Here is an 18,664-nt window from a genome sequence, read left to right on the forward strand (position 1 = left end):
CTGATGACCAACTTGCATGCCGATGAGGCTTTCCTCGGCCACTATCAGTTCAGCCACGATCCTTTTGCTCCGCGCGTACCCGGTTTCAAGTTTTTCCCGGCACAGCGCAAGCCTGTTCTTGGGCAGTTGCATCATCTGGCCCGTTACAGTCAGTTGCTGCTGGCTGTAACGGGGCCGCGCGGCAGTGGGAAAACCCTGCTGCGCCAGGCGCTGGTAGCCAGCACCAACAAGCAGTCTGTGCAGAGCGTGGTGATTGCAGCTCGCAGCGGCGGCGTCGATGCGGCGGCGGTGCTGCGCCAGATCGCTCAGGGGCTGGCTGTTGCTCAGGCGGATCTTCGCTCAATCCTGGCTCAGGTGGCGCAATTGTCTCTGACTGGGCAGGAGGTCTACCTGCTGGTAGATGACGCTGAGCTGCTGGATGACTCTGCTCTGCAGGCGCTGCTCGCTCTGGCGGCAGGAGATGGACCGGGGCATCCACATGTCTTCCTGTTTGCCAGTTCTGCGGTCGTACCGCGTCTCGAGTCGCTGGCCAATGGTGAAGAGTGCGTGCATGCCATTGAGTTGCAGCCTTATTCGCTGGATGAGATGCGTGATTATCTTGCTCAGCGCCTTGAGGGGGCTGGTCAGGGCATTGAGTTGCTGAGTGACGAGCAGTTGGAAGATATCCACGAGCAGTCCTCGGGTTGGCCAGGACTGGTCAATCAGGTCGCTCGTGATGTGATGATCGAGTCAATGCTGGCCGAGCGCGCAGGCAGTCGTGCTGGTGGCGCCGGGTTGAAGTTGCCGGTCAAGCATCTGGTGGCGCTAGTGGTTGTGGCGCTTGGTGTTACGGCTGCGTGGTTCATGCAAAGTCATAGCGAACAGCCGGCATCGTCACCCGAAGTGGCTCTGCAACAGCCGGCCGCTATTCCTGCTGCCCCGTCAGCTCCATCGGACGGTGTGGCGCCGGCCGTCGAGTTTGCGGGGGGGAATCAGCCTCTGCCTTTGCCTTTGGTGGGTGAGGCGCAGCCGGTGATTCGTCAGCCGCTGGCACAGGCGGCGGGTGAAGGTGAGGCAGAGGAGCCGGCTGCTGATCTGTCTCAAATGGCACCGCCAGTTGCACCTGCTTCGCAGCCAAGCTTGCCTGCGGCCACTCAAACCGCTCAGATTGCTCCGGCTCCGGCTCCGGCTCCGGCTCCGGCTCCGGCTCCGGCTCCGGCTCCGGCTCCGGCTCCGGCTGTAGCGCCGGTCGCGAAGCCGGTAGCTGCCGCGCCAGCTCCGGTAAAGCCAGCGGCGCCGGTTGCCAAGCCTGTCGCTTCCGCGCCGGTCAAACCTGCTCCTGTTGCAGCCAAGCCGGCTTCGCAGGGGGTTACCTGGTATACCGGTCAGCCGGCTGCGCATTTTGCCCTGCAGGTATTCGGAACCCGTTCTGAGTCGGCGGCAAAAAGCTTTGTCGGGCAGCAGGGGAGTCAGTATCACTACTACCGCAAGTCTCACCAGGGGCAGGCGCTGTACGTGGTTACCTATGGCAGCTTTGCCTCGCGGGCCGCGGCCCAGGCGGCGGTCAAGTCCATGCCTGCCAAGCTTCAGGCTGGCAAGCCTTTCCCCAAGAGCTTTGCCAGCATCAAGCAAGAAATCGCTAGGTAACAGCGACCCGCAAGCCATAGCATGGCTTGCGGGTCGCGTTGTTCCGGAAAAGCGACATTTGGTTTCTTTTTTGCGCGACGAAAAATTGTAACGCACGCTGCGTGGTGTGTATTATGCCCTCCCTTTTGCCTGCGCAAAGCTGGCGCTTCGACCTGCGCGCTTGGTAAGTTTTTGAAATATTTGGAATTTTTCTGGTGGGAGTTCCTATGAGAGCAGGTTTGTACCGTCCTGATGAGTTCAAGGATAACTGCGGCTTTGGCCTGATCGCCCACATGGAAGGTGAGGCCAGTCACCATTTGCTGAACACGGCCATTGAAGCGCTGACCTGCATGACCCACCGCGGCGGTATCAACGCCGACGGCAAAACCGGTGACGGTTGCGGTCTGTTGATCCAGAAGCCGGATCTTTTCCTGCGTGCCGTTGCTCAAGAACAGTTTGGCTGCGAACTGCCGCAGCAGTACGCCGTAGGCATGGTCTTCCTCAATCAGGACGCGGCCAAGGCTGACGCTGCACGCGCGAACATGAACCGCGAAATCGAGCGCGAAGGCCTCAAGCTGGTTGGCTGGCGCAAGGTGCCGGTCGATACCAGCGTACTTGGCCGTCTGGCGCTTGAGCGCCTGCCGCAGATCGAGCAGGTATTCATCGGCGGTGAAGGCCTGAGCGATCAGGAATTTGCCATCAAGCTGTTCTGCGCCCGTCGCCGCTCCTCGGTAGCCAACGCGGCCGACACCGAGCACTACATCTGCAGCTTCTCGCACAAGACAATCATCTATAAAGGTCTGATGATGCCGGCGGACCTGCAGCAGTTCTACCCGGATCTGGGTGATGAGCGCCTGCAGACAGCGATCTGCGTCTTCCATCAGCGCTTCTCCACCAACACCCTGCCGAAGTGGCCGCTGGCTCAGCCGTTCCGCTTCCTGGCGCACAACGGTGAAATCAACACCATCACCGGTAACCGCAACTGGGCGCAGGCGCGTCGCACCAAGTTCACCAATGACCGGCTGCCGGCTCTGGAAGAGCTGGGCCCGCTGGTCAACCGCGTGGGTTCGGACTCCTCGAGCATGGACAACATGCTGGAGCTGATGGTCACCGGCGGTATCGACCTGTTCCGTGGCGTGCGCATGATCATTCCGCCGGCCTGGCAGAACGTCGAGACCATGGACGCCGATCTGCGCGCGTTCTACGAATACAACTCCATGCACATGGAGCCCTGGGACGGTCCGGCCGGTGTCGTGCTGACCGATGGCCGCTATGCCGTCTGCCTGCTCGACCGTAACGGTCTGCGTCCGGCGCGCTGGGTCACCACTAAGAACGGCTATATCACCCTGGCGTCGGAAATCGGCGTATGGGACTACAAGCCGGAAGACGTGATCGCCAAGGGCCGTGTCGGCCCGGGTCAGATCCTGGCCGTGGACACCGAAACCGGTCAGGTGCTGAGCACCGACGACATCGACAACCGCCTGAAGTCGCGCCACCCCTACAAGCAGTGGCTGCGTCAGGGCGCGGTGCGTATTCAGGCCGCGCTGGACGACGATCAGGGCGTGGCCAGCTACGATGCTGACCAGCTCAAGCAGTTCATGAAGATGTTCCAGGTCACCTTCGAAGAGCGTGACCAGGTTCTGCGTCCGCTGGCCGAGCAGGGTCAGGAAGCGGTCGGTTCGATGGGTGACGACACGCCGATGGCGGTGCTGTCGCAGCGCGTGCGTTCGCCATACGACTATTTCCGTCAGCAGTTCGCCCAGGTGACCAACCCGCCGATCGACCCGCTGCGCGAAGCGATCGTGATGTCCCTGGAAATCTGCCTGGGCGCCGAGCGCAACATCTTTGAAGAGTCGCCAGCTCATGCCAGCCGCGTGATCCTCACCAGCCCGGTGATCTCGCCGGCCAAGTGGCGCGCGCTGATGAATCTGCAGACCCCGGGCTTCGAACGTCATGTCATCGACATGAACTACGACGAGTCGCTGGGTCTGGAGGCTGCCGTGCGCAGCATGGCCGATCAGGCCGAAGAGGCCGTGCGTGCGGGCAAGACTCTGCTGGTGCTGACCGACCGCAATATCGCTCCGGGCAAGCTGCCGGCGCATGCATCGCTGGTGACCGGTGCCGTGCACCATCGCCTGACCGAGCAGGGCTTGCGTTGCGACTGCAACATCCTGGTCGAGACCGCTACCGCCCGTGACCCGCACCACTTTGCTGTGCTGGTGGGCTTCGGTGCGTCCGCGGTGTACCCGTACCTGGCCTACGAAGTGCTGGCTGACCTGATCCGTACCGGCGAAGTGCTGGGCGATCTGGACGAAGTGTTCAAACACTACCGCAAGGGCATCGCCAAGGGCCTGCTGAAGATCCTGTCGAAGATGGGTATCTCCACCATCGCCTCCTACCGTGGCGCCCAGCTGTTCGAGGCCGTCGGCCTGTCCGAAGAAGTGGTCGAGCTTAGCTTCCGTGGCGTTGCCAGCCGCATCAAGGGTGCGCGTTTCGTCGATATCGAAAGCGAGCAGAAGCTGCTGGCTGCCGAAGCCTGGAGTGCGCGCAAGCCGATCCAGCAGGGCGGTCTGCTCAAGTTCGTCTACGGTGGCGAATACCACGCCTACAACCCGGACGTGGTCAACACCCTGCAGGCCGCCGTGCAGCAGGGCGACTATGCCAAGTACAAGGAATACTCCGCGCTGGTCGATACCCGTCCGGTGTCGATGATCCGCGACCTTCTCAAGGTCAAGCTGGCGGACAAGCCGCTGCCGCTGGACGAGGTTGAGCCGTTCGAGGAAATCCTCAAACGCTTCGACTCCGCCGGTATTTCCCTCGGCGCCCTGTCTCCGGAAGCCCACGAGGCCATTGCCGAGGCGATGAACCGCCTGGGCGCGCGCTCCAACTCCGGTGAGGGCGGTGAAGACCCGGCCCGTTACGGCACGGTGAAGAGCTCGAAGATCAAGCAGGTGGCCACCGGTCGTTTCGGCGTCACGCCGGAATACCTGGTCAATGCCGAAGTGCTGCAGATCAAGGTGGCCCAGGGCGCCAAGCCCGGTGAGGGTGGCCAGCTGCCGGGAGGCAAGGTCAATCCGCTGATCGCGCGTCTGCGTTACGCGGTGCCGGGCGTGACCCTGATTTCGCCGCCGCCGCACCACGATATCTACTCGATCGAAGACCTGGCGCAGCTGATCTATGACCTCAAGCAGGTCAATCCGCAGGCGCTGGTGTCGGTCAAGCTGGTGGCCGAGGCCGGTGTGGGTACCATCGCCGCCGGCGTGGCCAAGGCCTATGCCGACCTGATCACCATCTCCGGTTACGACGGTGGTACCGGCGCCTCGCCGATCACCTCGATCAAGTACGCCGGCGCGCCGTGGGAACTCGGCCTGGCCGAAACCCACCAGACCCTGCGTGGCAACGACCTGCGCGGCAAGGTGCGGGTACAGACCGACGGCGGTCTGAAGACCGGTCTCGACGTGATCAAGGCTGCCATTCTCGGCGCCGAGAGCTTCGGCTTTGGGACCGCGCCGATGATCGCCCTGGGCTGTAAGTACCTGCGTATCTGTCACCTGAACAACTGCGCCACCGGCGTGGCCACTCAGAACGACAAGCTGCGCAAGGATCACTTCATCGGCACCGTCGAAATGGTGATGAACTTCTTCACCTACGTCGCCGAGGAAACCCGCGAGTGGCTGGCCAAGCTGGGTGTGCGCAGCCTGGGCGAGCTGATCGGCCGTACCGATCTGCTCGAAGTGCTGCCGGGTGAAACCGACAAGCAGCAGTTCCTCGACCTGACTCCGTTGCTGGGCAGCGATCACATTCCGGCGGACAAGCCGCAGTTCTGTGAGGTTGACCGCAACCCGCCGTTCGACCAGGGCCTGCTGGCCGAGAAGATGGCCGAGCTGACCAAGGACGCGATTGCCAACAAGTCCGGTGGCGAATTCTCGCTGGAAATCTGCAACTGCGACCGCTCCATCGGTGCCCGCGTGTCGGGTGAAATCGCCCGTGCTCACGGCAACCAGGGCATGGCCAGCGCCCCGATCACCTTCCGCTTCAAGGGCACTGCGGGTCAGAGCTTCGGTGTGTGGAACGCCGGCGGCCTGAACCTGCACCTGGAAGGCGACGCCAACGACTACGTCGGCAAGGGCATGACCGGTGGCAAGCTGGTGATCGTTCCGCCGGCTGGCAGTCCGTTCAAGAGCCAGGAGTCGGCCATCATCGGCAACACCTGTCTGTACGGCGCCACCGGTGGCAAGCTGTTTGCCGTAGGGACCGCCGGCGAGCGTTTCGCCGTGCGTAACTCCGGTGCCCATGCTGTCGTGGAAGGCACTGGCGACCACTGCTGCGAGTACATGACCGGCGGTTTCGTCTGCGTACTGGGCAAGACCGGCTACAACTTCGGTTCCGGTATGACCGGTGGCTTTGCCTACGTGCTGGACGAAGACAACAGCTTCGTCGATCGCGTCAACCACGAACTGGTGGAAATCCAGCGCATCAACAACGAAGCCATGGAAGCCTACCGCACTCACCTGCAGCGCGTGCTCGCCGAGTACGTCGAGGAGAGCGGCAGCGCCTGGGGTCGTCACCTGCTGGACAACCTGGATGACTACGTGCGCAAGTTCTGGCTGGTCAAGCCCAAGGCGGCCAGCTTGAAGACCCTGCTCACCAGCACCCGTGCCAACCCGCAATAACAAGCGCCCGAAGTGGTTTGATGAGGTTTTGAAATGACTGAACGTCTGAACAATGACTTCCAGTTCATCGAAGTCGGGCGCAAGGATCCGAAGAAGAAACTCTTGCGTCAGCGCAAGAAGGAATTCGTCGAGATCTATGACCTGTTCAAGCCGGCCCAGGCTTCCGAACAGGCTCACCGTTGCCTCGGCTGCGGTAACCCGTACTGCGAGTGGAAGTGCCCGGTGCACAACTTCATTCCGAACTGGCTGAAGCTGGTTTCGGAAGGCAACATCCTGGCGGCCGCCGAACTGAGCCACCAGACTAACACCCTGCCGGAAGTGTGCGGCCGGGTGTGCCCGCAGGATCGTCTGTGCGAGGGTGCCTGCACCCTCAACGACGGTTTCGGCGCGGTGACCATCGGCTCGGTGGAGAAGTACATCACCGATACCGCCTTTGCCATGGGCTGGCGTCCGGACATGTCCAAGGTCAAGCCGACCGGCAAGCGTGTTGCCGTGATCGGCGCCGGCCCGGCAGGCCTCGGCTGTGCCGACATTTTGGTGCGCAACGGCGTGACCCCGGTGGTGTTCGACAAGAACCCGGAAATCGGTGGTCTGCTGACCTTCGGCATCCCCGAGTTCAAGCTGGAAAAGACCGTGCTGAGCCGCCGCCGTGAAGTCTTCACCGGCATGGGCGTGGAGTTCCGCCTGAACACCGAGATCGGCAAGGACATCAGCATGGATGACCTGCTCGCCGAGTTCGATGCCGTTTTCATGGGCATGGGCACCTACACCTACATGAAAGGTGGCTTCCCGGGCGAAGACCTGCCGGGCGTGACCGATGCGCTGGATTTCCTGATTGCCAACGTCAACCGCAACCTCGGTTTCGAGAAGTCGCCCGCCGACTTCATCGACATGGCCGGCAAGAAGGTGGTCGTGCTGGGTGGTGGTGACACCGCGATGGACTGCAACCGCACCTCCATCCGCCAGGGCGCCAAGAGCGTGACCTGCGCCTACCGTCGTGACGAAGAGAACATGCCCGGTTCGCGCCGTGAGGTGAAGAACGCCAAGGAAGAGGGCGTTAAGTTCCTCTTCAACCGCCAGCCCATCGCCATCGTCGGCGAAGGCAAGGTGGAAGGCATCAAGGTGGTCGAGACCCGTCTCGGCGAGCCGGATGCCCGTGGCCGTCGCAGCCCCGAGCCGATCCCGGGCTCCGAGGAAATCATCCCGGCCGACGCCGTGCTGATCGCCTTCGGTTTCCGTCCAAGCCCGGCGCCGTGGTTCGAGCAGTTCCAGATCCAGACTGACAGCCAGGGCCGCGTTGTGGCTCCGGAGCAGGGCAAGTTCAAGCACCAGACCAGCAACCCGAAGATTTTCGCCGGTGGCGACATGGTGCGTGGTTCCGACCTGGTGGTGACGGCGATCTTCGAAGGCCGTAATGCCGCCGAAGGTATCCTCGATTACCTGGGCGTCTGAGCCTGATCTGCATCAACGCGATGGACAAAAGGCACGGCAATCGCCGTGCCTTTTGTTTTGCGCTCTGCGAAAATGCCCGGCATTCCGCGCAGGTGCCCGCCCCGGTAGGGGCGCTGGAGTCCGCAGGGCCGCATACTCCGGCCGCGCCACCACGCCCCCCTTTGTTGAATCAGGAAACCGCCGATGTCCGCCCTGAAGAATGATCGCTTCCTCCGTGCCCTGCTCAAGCAGCCTGTCGATGTCACCCCGGTGTGGATGATGCGTCAGGCCGGCCGCTATCTGCCGGAGTACCGCGCCACCCGGGCCAAGGCCGGTGATTTCGTCAGCCTGATGAAGAACCCGGAGCTGGCCTGCGAGGTCACCATCCAGCCGCTGGACCGCTATTCGCAGATCGATGCGGCGATTCTTTTCTCCGACATCCTCACCGTGCCGGATGCCATGGGCCAGGGCCTGTACTTCGAGACCGGCGAAGGTCCGCGCTTCAAGAAGGTGATCAGCAGCCTGGCCGATATCGAGGCGCTGCCGATTCCTGATCCGGAGAAAGACCTGGGCTATGTGATGGATGCCGTGCGCGCGATCCGCCGCGAGCTGAATGGCCGCGTGCCGCTGATCGGCTTCTCCGGCAGCCCGTGGACGCTGGCGACCTACATGGTCGAGGGTGGTTCTTCCAAGGACTTCCGCAAGTCCAAGGCCATGCTCTACAACAACCCGCAGGCCATGCATGCGCTGCTCGACAAGCTGGCGCTGTCGGTCACCAGCTACCTCAACGGGCAGATCCGTGCCGGCGCTCAGGCCGTGCAGATTTTCGACTCCTGGGGTGGCAGCCTGTCGGCCGCGGCTTATCAGGAGTTCTCGCTGGCCTACATGCAGAAGATCGTCGACGGTCTGATCCGCGAGCATGACGGGCGTCGCGTGCCGGTGATCCTGTTCACCAAGGGTGGCGGCCTGTGGCTGGAGTCCATGGCCGACAGCGGCGCCGAAGCGCTGGGCCTGGACTGGACCTGCGACATCGGCAGCGCCCGCGCCCGCGTCGGCAGCAAGGTCGCCCTGCAGGGCAACATGGACCCGAGCGTGCTGTACGCCACCCCCGCGGCCATCCGTGCCGAAGTGGGGCGTATCCTCGCGGCGTTTGGTCCAGGCGAGGGCCATGTGTTCAACCTCGGCCACGGCATCACCCCGGAGGTCGACCCGGCCAACGCTGCCGCCTTCTTCGAGGCGGTGCACGAGTTGTCCGCGCAGTACCATCAGTAATCCAGTCCGGAGGCCGCCATCAAGCGGCCTCCGTGCTTTTGGGGCCCTTGCCGGTATGGGAGCGGCCCTTGGGGCAGGTTAATGCCTCGCCCTTGTCACGGGCTTTGCATAGAATCAGCGCAGTGAATAATCAGGGAGGTGTGAGATGCGGCGAGTGGTGTTCAACCAGAAAGGCGGCGTGGGAAAATCCAGTATTGCCTGCAACCTGGCGGCGGTCAGCGCGGCCGAGGGCTATCGCACCCTGCTCATCGACCTGGATGCCCAGGCCAACTCCACCCACTACCTGACCGGTCTGACCGGTGATGACATCCCGGTCGGCATCGCCGACTTCTTCAAGCAGACCCTGGCTTCCGGGCCGTTCGCCAAGAAAGGCAAGGTCGATATCTACGAGACGCCGTTCGACAACCTGCACGTGGTCACCGCCACCGCCGAACTGGCTGAGCTGCAGCCCAAGCTGGAGCAGAAGCACAAGATCAACAAGCTGCGCAAACTGCTGGAAGAGCTGGCCGAGGATTACGACCGGATCTACCTGGATACCCCGCCGGCGCTGAACTTTTACACAGTTTCCGCGCTGATCGCTGCCGACCGCGTGCTGATTCCCTTCGATTGCGACAGCTTCTCGCGTCAGGCGCTGTACGGGCTGATGCGGGAAATCGAGGAGCTAAAGGAAGACCACAACGAGGACCTGGAGGTCGAGGGTATCGTGGTCAACCAGTTCCAGCCCCGTGCCGCGCTGCCGCAGCAGCTGCTTGATGAACTGATTGCCGAAGGCCTGCCGGTACTGCCGGTCAACCTGATGAGCTCGGTGAAGATGCGCGAGTCGCACCAGGCCTGCAAGCCACTGGTATTCCTCGATCCGCGGCACAAGCTGAGCCAGCAGTTTCTGGAGCTGCACCAGTTGCTCGAGTCCGACGAGTAACTGCCCTCAACGAGTAATACCCCCTAATGAACAAGGCCCCGTAAGGGGCCTTGTTCATTTCACCAGCAGCACATCGCAGGGAGGCTGGCGCAGATAGTGAATGGGCAGACTGCCCAGCAGTGCCTCGCTCAGGCGGCTGCGGCTGTGCTGACCGAGGGCCAGCAGTTGTGGGCGTTCTTCGCGGATACGCTCATCCAGACTGCCGGCCAGGGTGCCGGGGATGACCTCGACGCGGACCGGTTTTTGCCGGGCAGGTAGCTGGTCGCACTCATCCTCGACCATGTGTTGCAGCAGGCCCTGCTGAATCTCCAGTTGCTCACCGGCCTGGCGGGCGTCGCGGCGACCGCTGCTGTCAAAGATATTGATGCCCAGCAGTTCGGCGTCGCTCGGGATCAGGCACACAGCACTGCGCAGGGCCTGGCAACCACACAGTGATTGATCGAGGGCGACGATGGCACGCTGGTAGGGCGCCACCTGCTCACAGCGGGCAAGCAGCAGTGGCATGCCGCAATGGCGGGCCAGGCGCTCCAGATTGGTGCCGCTGAACAGCTCCGGGCGGCCCTTGTGGTGACCGCCGACCACCAGCAGGTCGGCGCCGATATCGCTGGCGACCTCTAGGGTGACCTGCGCCGCCTGACCGCTGCGCAGCACGACATCCGCCCGGCAATGGCTGTAGGCCTCTAGGCGTTCACCTAGCACCTTCTCGGCAGCTGCTTGCAGCTCTGCCAGTGCCTTTGCGTCCGGCTGCCCCTCGACCACGTGTAGCAGTGTCAGCCGGGCGTGGTGCTGGTTGGCCAGCTGCGCGGCGCGCTGCAGGGCAATGTCGCTTTCCAGGCTGAGGTCGTGGGCAATCAGGATGTGGCTGAACATGGCGTGTCCTCCAGGGTTGTCCGAACAGTATGCGGGCTTGGTGCATGCGAATTTTGATCCACGACAAGCGTGGCTCAGGCCTTGCCGGGAGGATGGTCGCGCAGCCATTGTTGCAGGGCATCGAGTAGTGCGCGAAATTCTCGATCCAAGTCATCCAGCAGCGGCTCAATACGATCAGCTTGCTGCAGGCGGATGCCCTCCTCAATCCGCAGGCACAGGGCTGGCAGGCTGACTGCGCCTAGCGTGGCGAGGCTGCCGCGCTGGATATGAAGTAGTCGGGAAATCTCTTCTGGCTGTCGGTTACGCCAGGCCTCGCGGATTTCCTCCAGCGGTTGCAGGCCGCGCTCAATAGCGGAACTGACCAGTCCGGCCATCGTCTGGTGGACGTCAGGGCTGGCCTCGCAAAGGCGTTGGAGATTATCGGCATTAAAAACCATCGAGGGTTGGGCGATGGCCACCGCAGCATTGGATGACGAGGGTAGATAGGGCCGCAGAATCTTGAGCAACAAGTGCTGCTCAATTGGCTTGGCGATAAATGCATTCATTCCCGCAGCCAGACATTGTTCGCGCTCGGCACGGCTGACCCCGGCCGACATGGCGAGAATGGGAAGTTGTAGGCCGAGTTCTTCTCGGATCAAACGGGTGGCCGTAAATCCATCCATGCCGGGCATCTGGATGTCCATCAGCACCAGATCAAAGTGTTGCTCCACCTGGCGAAGATGCTCCAGTGCCTGTAGACCATCGCCAGCCAGGCTTACCCGGGCTCCCAATTGCTCAAGAATGCCCTGCGCTACCATCTGGTTAAGGTGGTTGTCCTCGACCAGCAGCAGATGTGTGCCGCGAAGTGGCTGTTGTTCACGGAGCAGAGCGTCGGGCAGCAGCGACTGAGGATGTTGCAGGGCTTCTAGCATGTGCCGTTGCAGGCTGCTGCGAATTACAGGTTTGAGCAGCAAGGCAGCCACCGGTAATTGGGTGCCGGCGCTTGTCAGGTGTGCGCGGGCGAAGGCATTGACCATCAGCAGGCATGGGGGCATGGCTTTGGGGGCATGCTCGTTGAGACGTGCCAGTGTCTGCAGGCCATTCTCGCCAGGCATTTGCCAGTCGATCAGGAGTAACTGATAGGGGCGCTTGGCGATCAGCGCTTGCTCGAAAAGGCTTTCGGCACTGGCACTGGAGTTGGCGCAGTCCACGCTGCAGCGGTAGCCACACAATTGCTGCCAGATGATCTGTTGGCTGCGTGGATGGTCCTCCACCAGCAGTACACGCAGGCCTGCCAGCGCATCAATTTCCGGCAGGGTGACAGCACTGCCTGAAGGGGCCTGTTTGAGTGGTAGGTCGAACCAGAACTGACTGCCTTGATTGGCCGCGCTGATCAGTCCCATTTCACCGCCCATCAGCTGTACCAGGCGCTTGCTGATGGCCAGTCCGAGTCCATTTGTATGAGTGTGTCCGGCTCGCAAGGGATCACCCGCATCGGGGGCATCGAATAGGGTGGACTGTTGCAGCGCGCCTATGCCGATACCGGTATCGCGCACGCAGAAACGCAAGAGGTTCTGGGTATCGCTTTGGCGCATCCCTATGCTCAGTTCCACCTCGCCGTGTGGGGTGAATTTGATGGCATTGTCAGTCAGGTTGGCGAGGATCTGTTCCAGGCGATTACGGTCGGCCAGCAGCCGTCTGGGAACCTGTGCGTCGATATGGATCAGTAATTCCAGGTCACGCTCACCAGCCTGTAGCGTCATCAGGGACGCCATGTGGCTGACCAGGTCATCCAGCTCAAACTCGCCAGGACTGAGTTGCAGGCGACCCGCCTCGATTTTGGCGAAATCAAGGATGTCGTTGATAACGGCCAGCAGCGATTTGCCGGCATCGTGCAGCATATCCAGGTATTTGCGCTGGGTGTTGTTGAGCTCGGTGCGCTCGAGCAACTGAGCAATACCCAATACGCCGTTCATGGGCGTACGTATTTCGTGGCTCATGTTGGCGAGAAACTCGCTTTTGGTGCGATTGGCCTTCTCCGCGGCGATACGGAGTTGATTGAGTTTGTGCTGGGACTCCACTTTTTCACTGATGTCATCGACCTGCACGATCAGTTCGTCGTCATCGTTCTGGCGCGGCAGGCGTGAGACCGTGACATGAGCCCAGAAGGGCTGGCCATTACTGTTGAGAAAGCGCTTGTCGAGGGCATAAAAGTCGCACTTTCCTGCCAGCAACTCGTCGAGTCGCTCACGCGACAGATTGCGATCATCCGGGTGGCAGAGGTCCAGATGGTGGGTGCCGAGCAGCTCTTCGCGGCGGTAGCCGAACAATTGGCAGAGTCGCTGGTTGGCCTCGGTGATCAGACCGTCATGACTGGCCAATGCCACGCCAGTGCCGGCAAACGCCAGCGCACCACGAAAGCGCTGCTCACTGATGCGGAAGTCCAACTCGCGTCGCCGTGCTTGCTGCAGGCTGGCTGAAAGCAGCAGAGGTGGAATCAGCACGGCCAGAATGGGCAGGTAGAGCAGCATGGCTTGCCAGCTTGCCGTGAGTGGAGGTGGGATGAGTAAGCCAAGTGACAGCATGCCGCTGACCAGAATGGCCAGGCAGGCATTGAACAGCGCCACGTTGGCAAAGCTCAGGTAGAAAGTGGCAAGCAGCAGTGGTGCGCTGAGGTAGACGAATGGGAATGGCAGGTACAGCAGGGCCAGGATGCTCAGGCCCAGGCAGCCCATCAACGCAGCAGGTGTCAGTAGTGGGTGGAACTCGCTCAGCAGATGGGCCAGACCTTGCTGACGCCAGCACAGCATCAGCGGCAGCAAGGCTACTGAGCCAGTACAGGAGCTGGCGAACCAGACCAGCCAGAGGTCGATAAAGCGTCCTTGTTGCAACTGACTCAAGCCGGCGGCTCCCAGTGTGGCGCCTAGCAACACGGGCCACACCGCACCGTTGCGCAGGATGCGTAAAAGGGTGCGCGGGCTGCTCTGCAGCGATTCATTACCCACGGCATGCCGCTGTAGCAAGGTGGCGGCCAGACTGACTTCGAGCAGATTGATGCCACTAAAGAAGAGACTGATGCCCAGAGGGTCGCCGAAGATCAGTTCGGCAGACAGATTTCCCAGAGCCATGGCTGGTAGTAGCCAGAGCCAGTGGCGTTTGGGATGGTAGAAAAGCACCGCTATGGCCAGGGCATTGGCCAGCCAGATGCTTGCAACGCCCGGCCCCTGGCGGCTGAGGTAAAGCGACAGCAGGGCCAGCCCTAGGTAGCCGAGATAAAGCAGCAAGCAGTCGCCCGCTAGTGGGCGGGGATTCAGGGATTTCATGTCTGCCGGTCCCGCCGCTGCCAGGCATAGCCTGCCAGTAGCAGAGCTGTGAGAAGCAGCATCAACAGTGCTGCGATTTTGATCAACTGACCGCCGGGCGCATTGGGTGATGTTGCCAGCGGTTGCAACCACGGGGCAAACAGGGCCTCCCGCTCTTGCAGGCTTATTGAGTGCAGGCCGCTTTCTAGAATGCTGCCCAGCTCCGGCCAGTCTTTGCGATAAGCCAGGCTCAATGGGTAGTCAAAGCCGATCCGCGTCCCGATTTGTAGGGCTTTGGGATTGAACTGCTGGAGAAGATAAGTGGCGCTGCCAAGGTCGAGCACGACCCCGTCGACTTGTCTACTCAATAGCGCTTGTACGCCGTCTCGATCACTGGGCAGCCCCTGCCAGACCACTTCAGGATACTGGCGGCGAACAAAGCTCTCGACGGCATAGCCCTCACCGACAGCTACTTTCTGGTGCTGCAGATCCTTCAGACTGAGGTTTGCCCGTTGATCTCGGCGTAACAGCAGGACCGTTGGCACTTGCACGTAAGCAGAGGTGAACGCCAGATACTCCGAACGCTCCGCGGTTGGGCGCAGAGAGGTGAGCAAGTCGATTTTCCTTGCTCTGGCATCGCTTAGTAATTGTTCCAGCGGTGCCGCAGCAGCCTGCTGCAGTGGTAGATCCAAGCGCTTCTGCAGCAGTTTAAGCAGGTCATATGAAAGGCCCTGAGGCCTCTGGCCTTCCACGTAAATGAATGGGCGGTAATCAGATTCGGGTGCCCAGATAATCTGTGGGTGCTGTTGCAGCCATGCCTGCTGCTCTGCATTAAGAGCTGCCCCGGCAGCGAGCAGGGGCACAAGAGACAGCAGTAGTAGCCACGACAGCTTGAGGTTGAAGCGGCACATGTCCATGTCCTTCAGCGTACCGATATGCCTGGCGAACTCTGCCGCAGGTACGTGTTTGAACAGGGTAGCTGCTTTGACCGGACTGGCTAGTGATCAGCGGCGCCGCAGCTGATAGGTCGCCTCGCTTTCCGCGACCACGCTGCCATCGTCAGCCATCAGTTGCAGATGCAGGGGATAATCGGCTTTACCATGCCGGTCTGCTTCTGCCTGCAGGCGTTCGATGTCATCGGTTTGTAGGCGGGCCTCGACCCGGATATCGCCTGTGGCCGGGCGCAGGAAGCGAAGGTTCAGGCTCTTGACGATGGGGTAGAAGCGCTCGGCATCGAAGCTAGTGAGAAACAGCGCGCCGCCGGGGATTTCCGCGAGGGTGAACAGGGCGCCGGCATACATGCTGCCAATATGGTTTTCATTGCCGGCCAGCGGCATGCGCAGGCGCACGTGGCCGGGCTCCAGGGCCTCGGCCTTGAGACCGGTGCGTTTGACGAAGGCGATCTGCTCTTCGGTGAGGCGACGGACCAACTCCGTGGGCAGGGGCATGGCAGGACTCCGTTCTTGTCGTTGTCCGGCCAGCCTAAGGGCTGGTCATGCGCCTGGGAATGACCACAGGCGCCGTATCGGCCTGACCAAAGCGCTCACACGCCCTGTTGGCGCAGCCAGCCGAGCAGTTGCGGCAGCGGCAGGGCGCCGCTCTGGCGCGCCACTTCCACGCCGCCCCTGAGCAGAATCAGCGTCGGAATCGAGCGGATACCCATTTCGGCGGACAGCTGCGGATTGGCTTCGCTGTCCAGCTTGGCCAGGCGGCAGCGCCCCTGCAGCTGTGCGGCGGCCTGCTCGAAGATCGGCGCAAAGCTGCGGCACGGGCCGCACCAGCTGGCCCAGACATCGATCAACAGCGGCAGGTCGCCCCTGTTCTGCGCGTCGAAGCCGGCCTGAGTGAGCTCGAAGGGCTTGCCGGGCAGCACTTCGGCCTTGCAGCGGCCGCAGCGTGGCGTGTCGGCCAGACGGTCGGCAGGAATGCGGTTGAGGCCATGGCAGGCCGGGCAGGGAATCAGCAGTGGGTCGCTCATAAGCGCCTCCTGTAGGGAATGACTCCAATCTGGAGGCGCTTACGGCGATATCAAGGGTGATCAGCCCTTGGAGGCTTCGAGCGCCTGGCTCAGGTCGGCGAGGATGTCGTCGCTGTGCTCGATGCCGATCGACAGGCGGATCATGTCGCGCGGCACGCCGGCCTTGGCCAGTTCCTCGTCATTGAGCTGACGGTGGGTGGTCGAGGCCGGGTGGCAGGCCAGCGACTTGGCGTCGCCGATGTTGACCAGACGGACCACCAGCTTCAGGGCGTCGATGAAACGCGCGCCGGCTTCCTGACCGCCGACAATGCCGAAGGAGAGAATGCCTGCCGGCTGGCCGCTGCAGAAGCGTTGGGCCAGGGCATGCTCGGGATGATCCGCCAGGCCTGCGTATTTCACCCAGGCCACCTGCGGGTGGTTCTGCAGGAACTGCGCGACTTTCAGCGCATTCTCGCAGTGGCGTTCCATACGCAGCGCCAGGGTCTCCAGGCCCTGCAGTATGAGGAAGGCGTTGAACGGCGAGATCGCCGCGCCCATGTTGCGCAGCGGCACCACGCGGCAGCGGCCGATGAACGCCGCCGGGCCGAAGGCTTCGGTGTAGGTCACGCCGTGGTAGGACACGTCCGGGGTGTTGAGCAGGGGGAAACGTGCCTTGTGCTGCGCCCAGGGGAACTGCCCCGAGTCGACCACGATGCCGCCGATGCTGGTGCCGTGGCCGCCCATGTACTTGGTCAGCGAGTGCACCACGATGTCGGCGCCATGCTCGAACGGCCGGCAGAGAATCGGCGTGGCCACGGTGTTGTCGACGATCAGCGGCACGCCATGGCGGTGCGCGGCATCGGCCAGGGCCTTGAGGTCGATGATGTTGCCGGCCGGGTTGCCGATCGACTCGCAGAACACGGCCTTGGTCTTGTCGTCGATCAGCGCTTCCAGAGCGGCGATGTCGTCATGCGCGGCGAAACGCACCTCGATGCCCTGGCGCGGCAGGGTATGGGCGAACAGGTTGTAGGTGCCGCCGTACAGCTTGGCCACCGAAACGATGTTGTCGCCGACCTCGGCGATGGTCTGGATGGCGTAGGTGATGGCCGCCATGCCGGACGCCACAGCCAGCGCGCCGACGCCGCCTTCCAGCGCCGCCACGCGTTTTTCCAGCACGTCGGTGGTGGGGTTCATGATGCGCGTGTAGATGTTGCCGGCCACCTTCAGGTCGAACAGGTCGGCGCCATGCTGGGTGTCGTCGAAGGCGTAGGACGTGGTCTGGTAGATCGGCACCGCCACCGCCTTGGTGGTCGGATCAGGGCTGTAGCCGGCGTGGATGGCCAGGGTTTCCAGTTTCATGCGCGCATTCCTTGAGGCAGAAGAAAGGTCGCAGCATGGAAAAAGCTGAATAAGTGGTCAATGCGCTAGAGCAATAAAAAGACGGTTGTTCTAGAACTTGTGGCTAGGTGCTTAGAACCATGGCGCCTGCGGATCGGTCGCCAGAAAGCGCCGCGACCCCCGCGCTGAGGTTCAGGGCAGGGGCCGTGGGTGGGAGCTGTTCTTCGTTATCAGGCCAGAGCTTTGTAGATGTTGTAGGCGCTGATGAAAGTGATCAGGCAGCCCACGATGGTCAGCAGCGTTCTGGCGGGCAGCTTCTTGCACAGCAGGGCGGCGAAGGGCGCGGCGAACAGGCCACCAAACACCAGACCGGCGACCATCATCCAGGTGCTGGGTTCGCCCGCCAGCAGAATGAACGAGGTCGCGCTGGCAATGGTCAGGAAGAACTCGGCGAAGTTGACCGAACCGATGGTGGTGCGCGGGTCGCTGCCCGAGCCCAGCAGGCTGCTGGTGACCACCGGGCCCCAGCCGCCACCGCCGGCGGCGTCGACAAAGCCACCGAACAGGGCCAGCTTGGCCACGTGCTTGGGCTGCTTGCGCTGTTTCACATGGCGGTAGGCCTTGCTCAGGATGTACAGGCCCATCAGCAGCAGATACGCAGAGATGAAGGGCTTCATGATGGCGCCGTCGAACTGGGTGATCAGCACGGCGCCCAGTACGGCACCGATGATGCCCGGCAACAGCAGGCGCAGGAACAGTGATTTGTTGACGTTGCCCAGTTTGACGTGGGAGATGCCGGACAGGCCGGTGGTGAACACCTCGGCAATGTGCACGCTGGCGCTGGCTGCCGCCGGGCTGGCGCCGGCCGACAGCAGGAAGGTGGTGGCGGTGATGCCGTAAGCCATCCCCAGTGCGCCATCGATGACCTGGGCGAAGAAACCCACGGCCACGGCGCTCCAGAAACTCGGGCTGTTCAGGGTGTTTTCGATGATCTCCAGGCCGCTGTCACCTCCGTTATCACCAAAGAACAGGCGCCAGGCCAGAGTCCCCAGCAGGGAGACCAGCAGCATGACGGCCAGCCACATGGCAGCCCGCAAGACGGGATGATTGCTCGGGTGACTGACATAGTCCTCAACAGGAGGAATCCCCAGGGCTTCGTGCTCGGTATTGACCGGACTTGGGCTGAGGTCGAGATCGCGGATTTTCATTGCGCTGTGTGCCTGACAGAGGGTGGTGGAACAGGCTGAATGGCTGTCGGGCGCCACGATAAGCGGCTTTTCTTAGACGGTCTAAGAATGTTTTGCCATTTTTATATTCA

Annotated in this window: 12 protein-coding genes; 5 read left to right on the plus strand and 7 right to left on the minus strand. The window is 62.1% G+C overall.

The window, feature by feature from the left end; translation table 11 throughout:
* Positions 1–3 precede the first annotated feature (3 nt).
* The 5 genes from CK486_RS14940 (at position 4) to CK486_RS14960 (ending at position 9,900) form a co-directional block, all read left to right on the plus strand.
* The gene (locus CK486_RS14940; protein WP_095941102.1) at positions 4–1,626 is read left to right on the plus strand and encodes an AAA family ATPase; all 1,623 of its coding nucleotides are present in this window, start codon (positions 4–6) and stop codon (positions 1,624–1,626) included.
* Between the two features lie 206 nt (positions 1,627–1,832).
* Entirely contained in the window at positions 1,833–6,278 is a 4,446-nt protein-coding gene (gene gltB / locus CK486_RS14945; protein WP_095941103.1) for a glutamate synthase large subunit, read from the plus strand.
* A 33-nt stretch (positions 6,279–6,311) separates the two neighbouring features.
* Entirely contained in the window at positions 6,312–7,730 is a 1,419-nt protein-coding gene (locus CK486_RS14950) for an FAD-dependent oxidoreductase (RefSeq protein WP_095941104.1), read from the plus strand.
* Between the two features lie 183 nt (positions 7,731–7,913).
* Positions 7,914–8,981 carry a uroporphyrinogen decarboxylase gene (gene hemE, locus CK486_RS14955; RefSeq protein WP_095941105.1) on the plus strand — a complete coding sequence of 356 codons (1,068 nt, stop codon included), beginning with the start codon at positions 7,914–7,916 and terminating at the stop codon, positions 8,979–8,981.
* Positions 8,982–9,126: 145 nt separating this feature from the next.
* Positions 9,127–9,900, plus strand: a complete 774-nt coding sequence (locus CK486_RS14960) for a ParA family protein (RefSeq protein ID WP_095941106.1) — start codon at positions 9,127–9,129, stop codon at positions 9,898–9,900.
* A 54-nt stretch (positions 9,901–9,954) separates the two neighbouring features.
* Here CK486_RS14960 and CK486_RS14965 read toward each other — a convergent pair whose 3' ends face one another.
* The 7 genes from CK486_RS14965 to CK486_RS14995 all read right to left on the minus strand — a co-directional run bounded on the left by CK486_RS14965 (position 9,955) and on the right by CK486_RS14995 (position 18,554).
* Positions 9,955–10,770, minus strand: coding sequence for a universal stress protein (locus CK486_RS14965; protein ID WP_095941107.1), 816 nt, complete (start codon positions 10,768–10,770; stop codon positions 9,955–9,957).
* 74 nt (positions 10,771–10,844) lie between these two features.
* Positions 10,845–14,072, minus strand: a complete 3,228-nt coding sequence (locus CK486_RS14970; RefSeq protein WP_095941108.1) for a response regulator — start codon at positions 14,070–14,072, stop codon at positions 10,845–10,847.
* Positions 14,069–14,962: a transporter substrate-binding domain-containing protein gene (locus CK486_RS14975; RefSeq protein ID WP_176481723.1), complete on the minus strand. Its 894-nt coding sequence runs from the start codon at positions 14,960–14,962 to the stop codon at positions 14,069–14,071. Before CK486_RS14975 ends, CK486_RS14970 begins: the two co-directional genes overlap by 4 nt.
* Positions 14,963–15,055: 93 nt before the next feature.
* Entirely contained in the window at positions 15,056–15,499 is a 444-nt protein-coding gene (locus CK486_RS14980) for a YiiD C-terminal domain-containing protein (RefSeq protein ID WP_095941110.1), read from the minus strand.
* Positions 15,500–15,594: 95 nt separating this feature from the next.
* Positions 15,595–16,029: a thioredoxin TrxC gene (gene trxC / locus CK486_RS14985; protein WP_095941111.1), complete on the minus strand. Its 435-nt coding sequence runs from the start codon at positions 16,027–16,029 to the stop codon at positions 15,595–15,597.
* A 60-nt stretch (positions 16,030–16,089) separates the two neighbouring features.
* Complete coding sequence (locus CK486_RS14990) at positions 16,090–17,367, minus strand: bifunctional O-acetylhomoserine aminocarboxypropyltransferase/cysteine synthase (protein ID WP_095941112.1); 1,278 nt, start codon at positions 17,365–17,367, stop codon at positions 16,090–16,092.
* A gap of 209 nt (positions 17,368–17,576) precedes the next feature.
* The gene (locus CK486_RS14995) at positions 17,577–18,554 is read right to left on the minus strand and encodes a sulfite exporter TauE/SafE family protein (protein ID WP_095941113.1); all 978 of its coding nucleotides are present in this window, start codon (positions 18,552–18,554) and stop codon (positions 17,577–17,579) included.
* Between the last annotated feature and the right edge of the window lie 110 nt (positions 18,555–18,664).

Source organism: Pseudomonas sp. HAR-UPW-AIA-41, from assembly GCF_002304225.1.
Lineage (GTDB): Bacteria > Pseudomonadota > Gammaproteobacteria > Pseudomonadales > Pseudomonadaceae > Aquipseudomonas.

Excerpts from the sequence above, each read along its gene's own strand:
- CK486_RS14940 (WP_095941102.1), top strand. The coding sequence starts at position 4 with ATGACCAACTTGCATGCCGATGAGGCTTTCCTCGGCCACTATCAGTTC.
- gltB (WP_095941103.1), top strand. The coding sequence starts at position 1,833 with ATGAGAGCAGGTTTGTACCGTCCTGATGAGTTCAAGGATAACTGCGGC.
- CK486_RS14950 (WP_095941104.1), top strand. The coding sequence starts at position 6,312 with ATGACTGAACGTCTGAACAATGACTTCCAGTTCATCGAAGTCGGGCGC.
- hemE (WP_095941105.1), top strand. The coding sequence starts at position 7,914 with ATGTCCGCCCTGAAGAATGATCGCTTCCTCCGTGCCCTGCTCAAGCAG.
- CK486_RS14960 (WP_095941106.1), top strand. The coding sequence starts at position 9,127 with ATGCGGCGAGTGGTGTTCAACCAGAAAGGCGGCGTGGGAAAATCCAGT.
- CK486_RS14965 (WP_095941107.1), bottom strand. The coding sequence starts at position 10,770 with ATGTTCAGCCACATCCTGATTGCCCACGACCTCAGCCTGGAAAGCGAC.
- CK486_RS14970 (WP_095941108.1), bottom strand. The coding sequence starts at position 14,072 with ATGAAATCCCTGAATCCCCGCCCACTAGCGGGCGACTGCTTGCTGCTT.
- CK486_RS14975 (WP_176481723.1), bottom strand. The coding sequence starts at position 14,962 with ATGTGCCGCTTCAACCTCAAGCTGTCGTGGCTACTACTGCTGTCTCTT.
- CK486_RS14980 (WP_095941110.1), bottom strand. The coding sequence starts at position 15,499 with ATGCCCCTGCCCACGGAGTTGGTCCGTCGCCTCACCGAAGAGCAGATC.
- trxC (WP_095941111.1), bottom strand. The coding sequence starts at position 16,029 with ATGAGCGACCCACTGCTGATTCCCTGCCCGGCCTGCCATGGCCTCAAC.
- CK486_RS14990 (WP_095941112.1), bottom strand. The coding sequence starts at position 17,367 with ATGAAACTGGAAACCCTGGCCATCCACGCCGGCTACAGCCCTGATCCG.
- CK486_RS14995 (WP_095941113.1), bottom strand. The coding sequence starts at position 18,554 with ATGAAAATCCGCGATCTCGACCTCAGCCCAAGTCCGGTCAATACCGAG.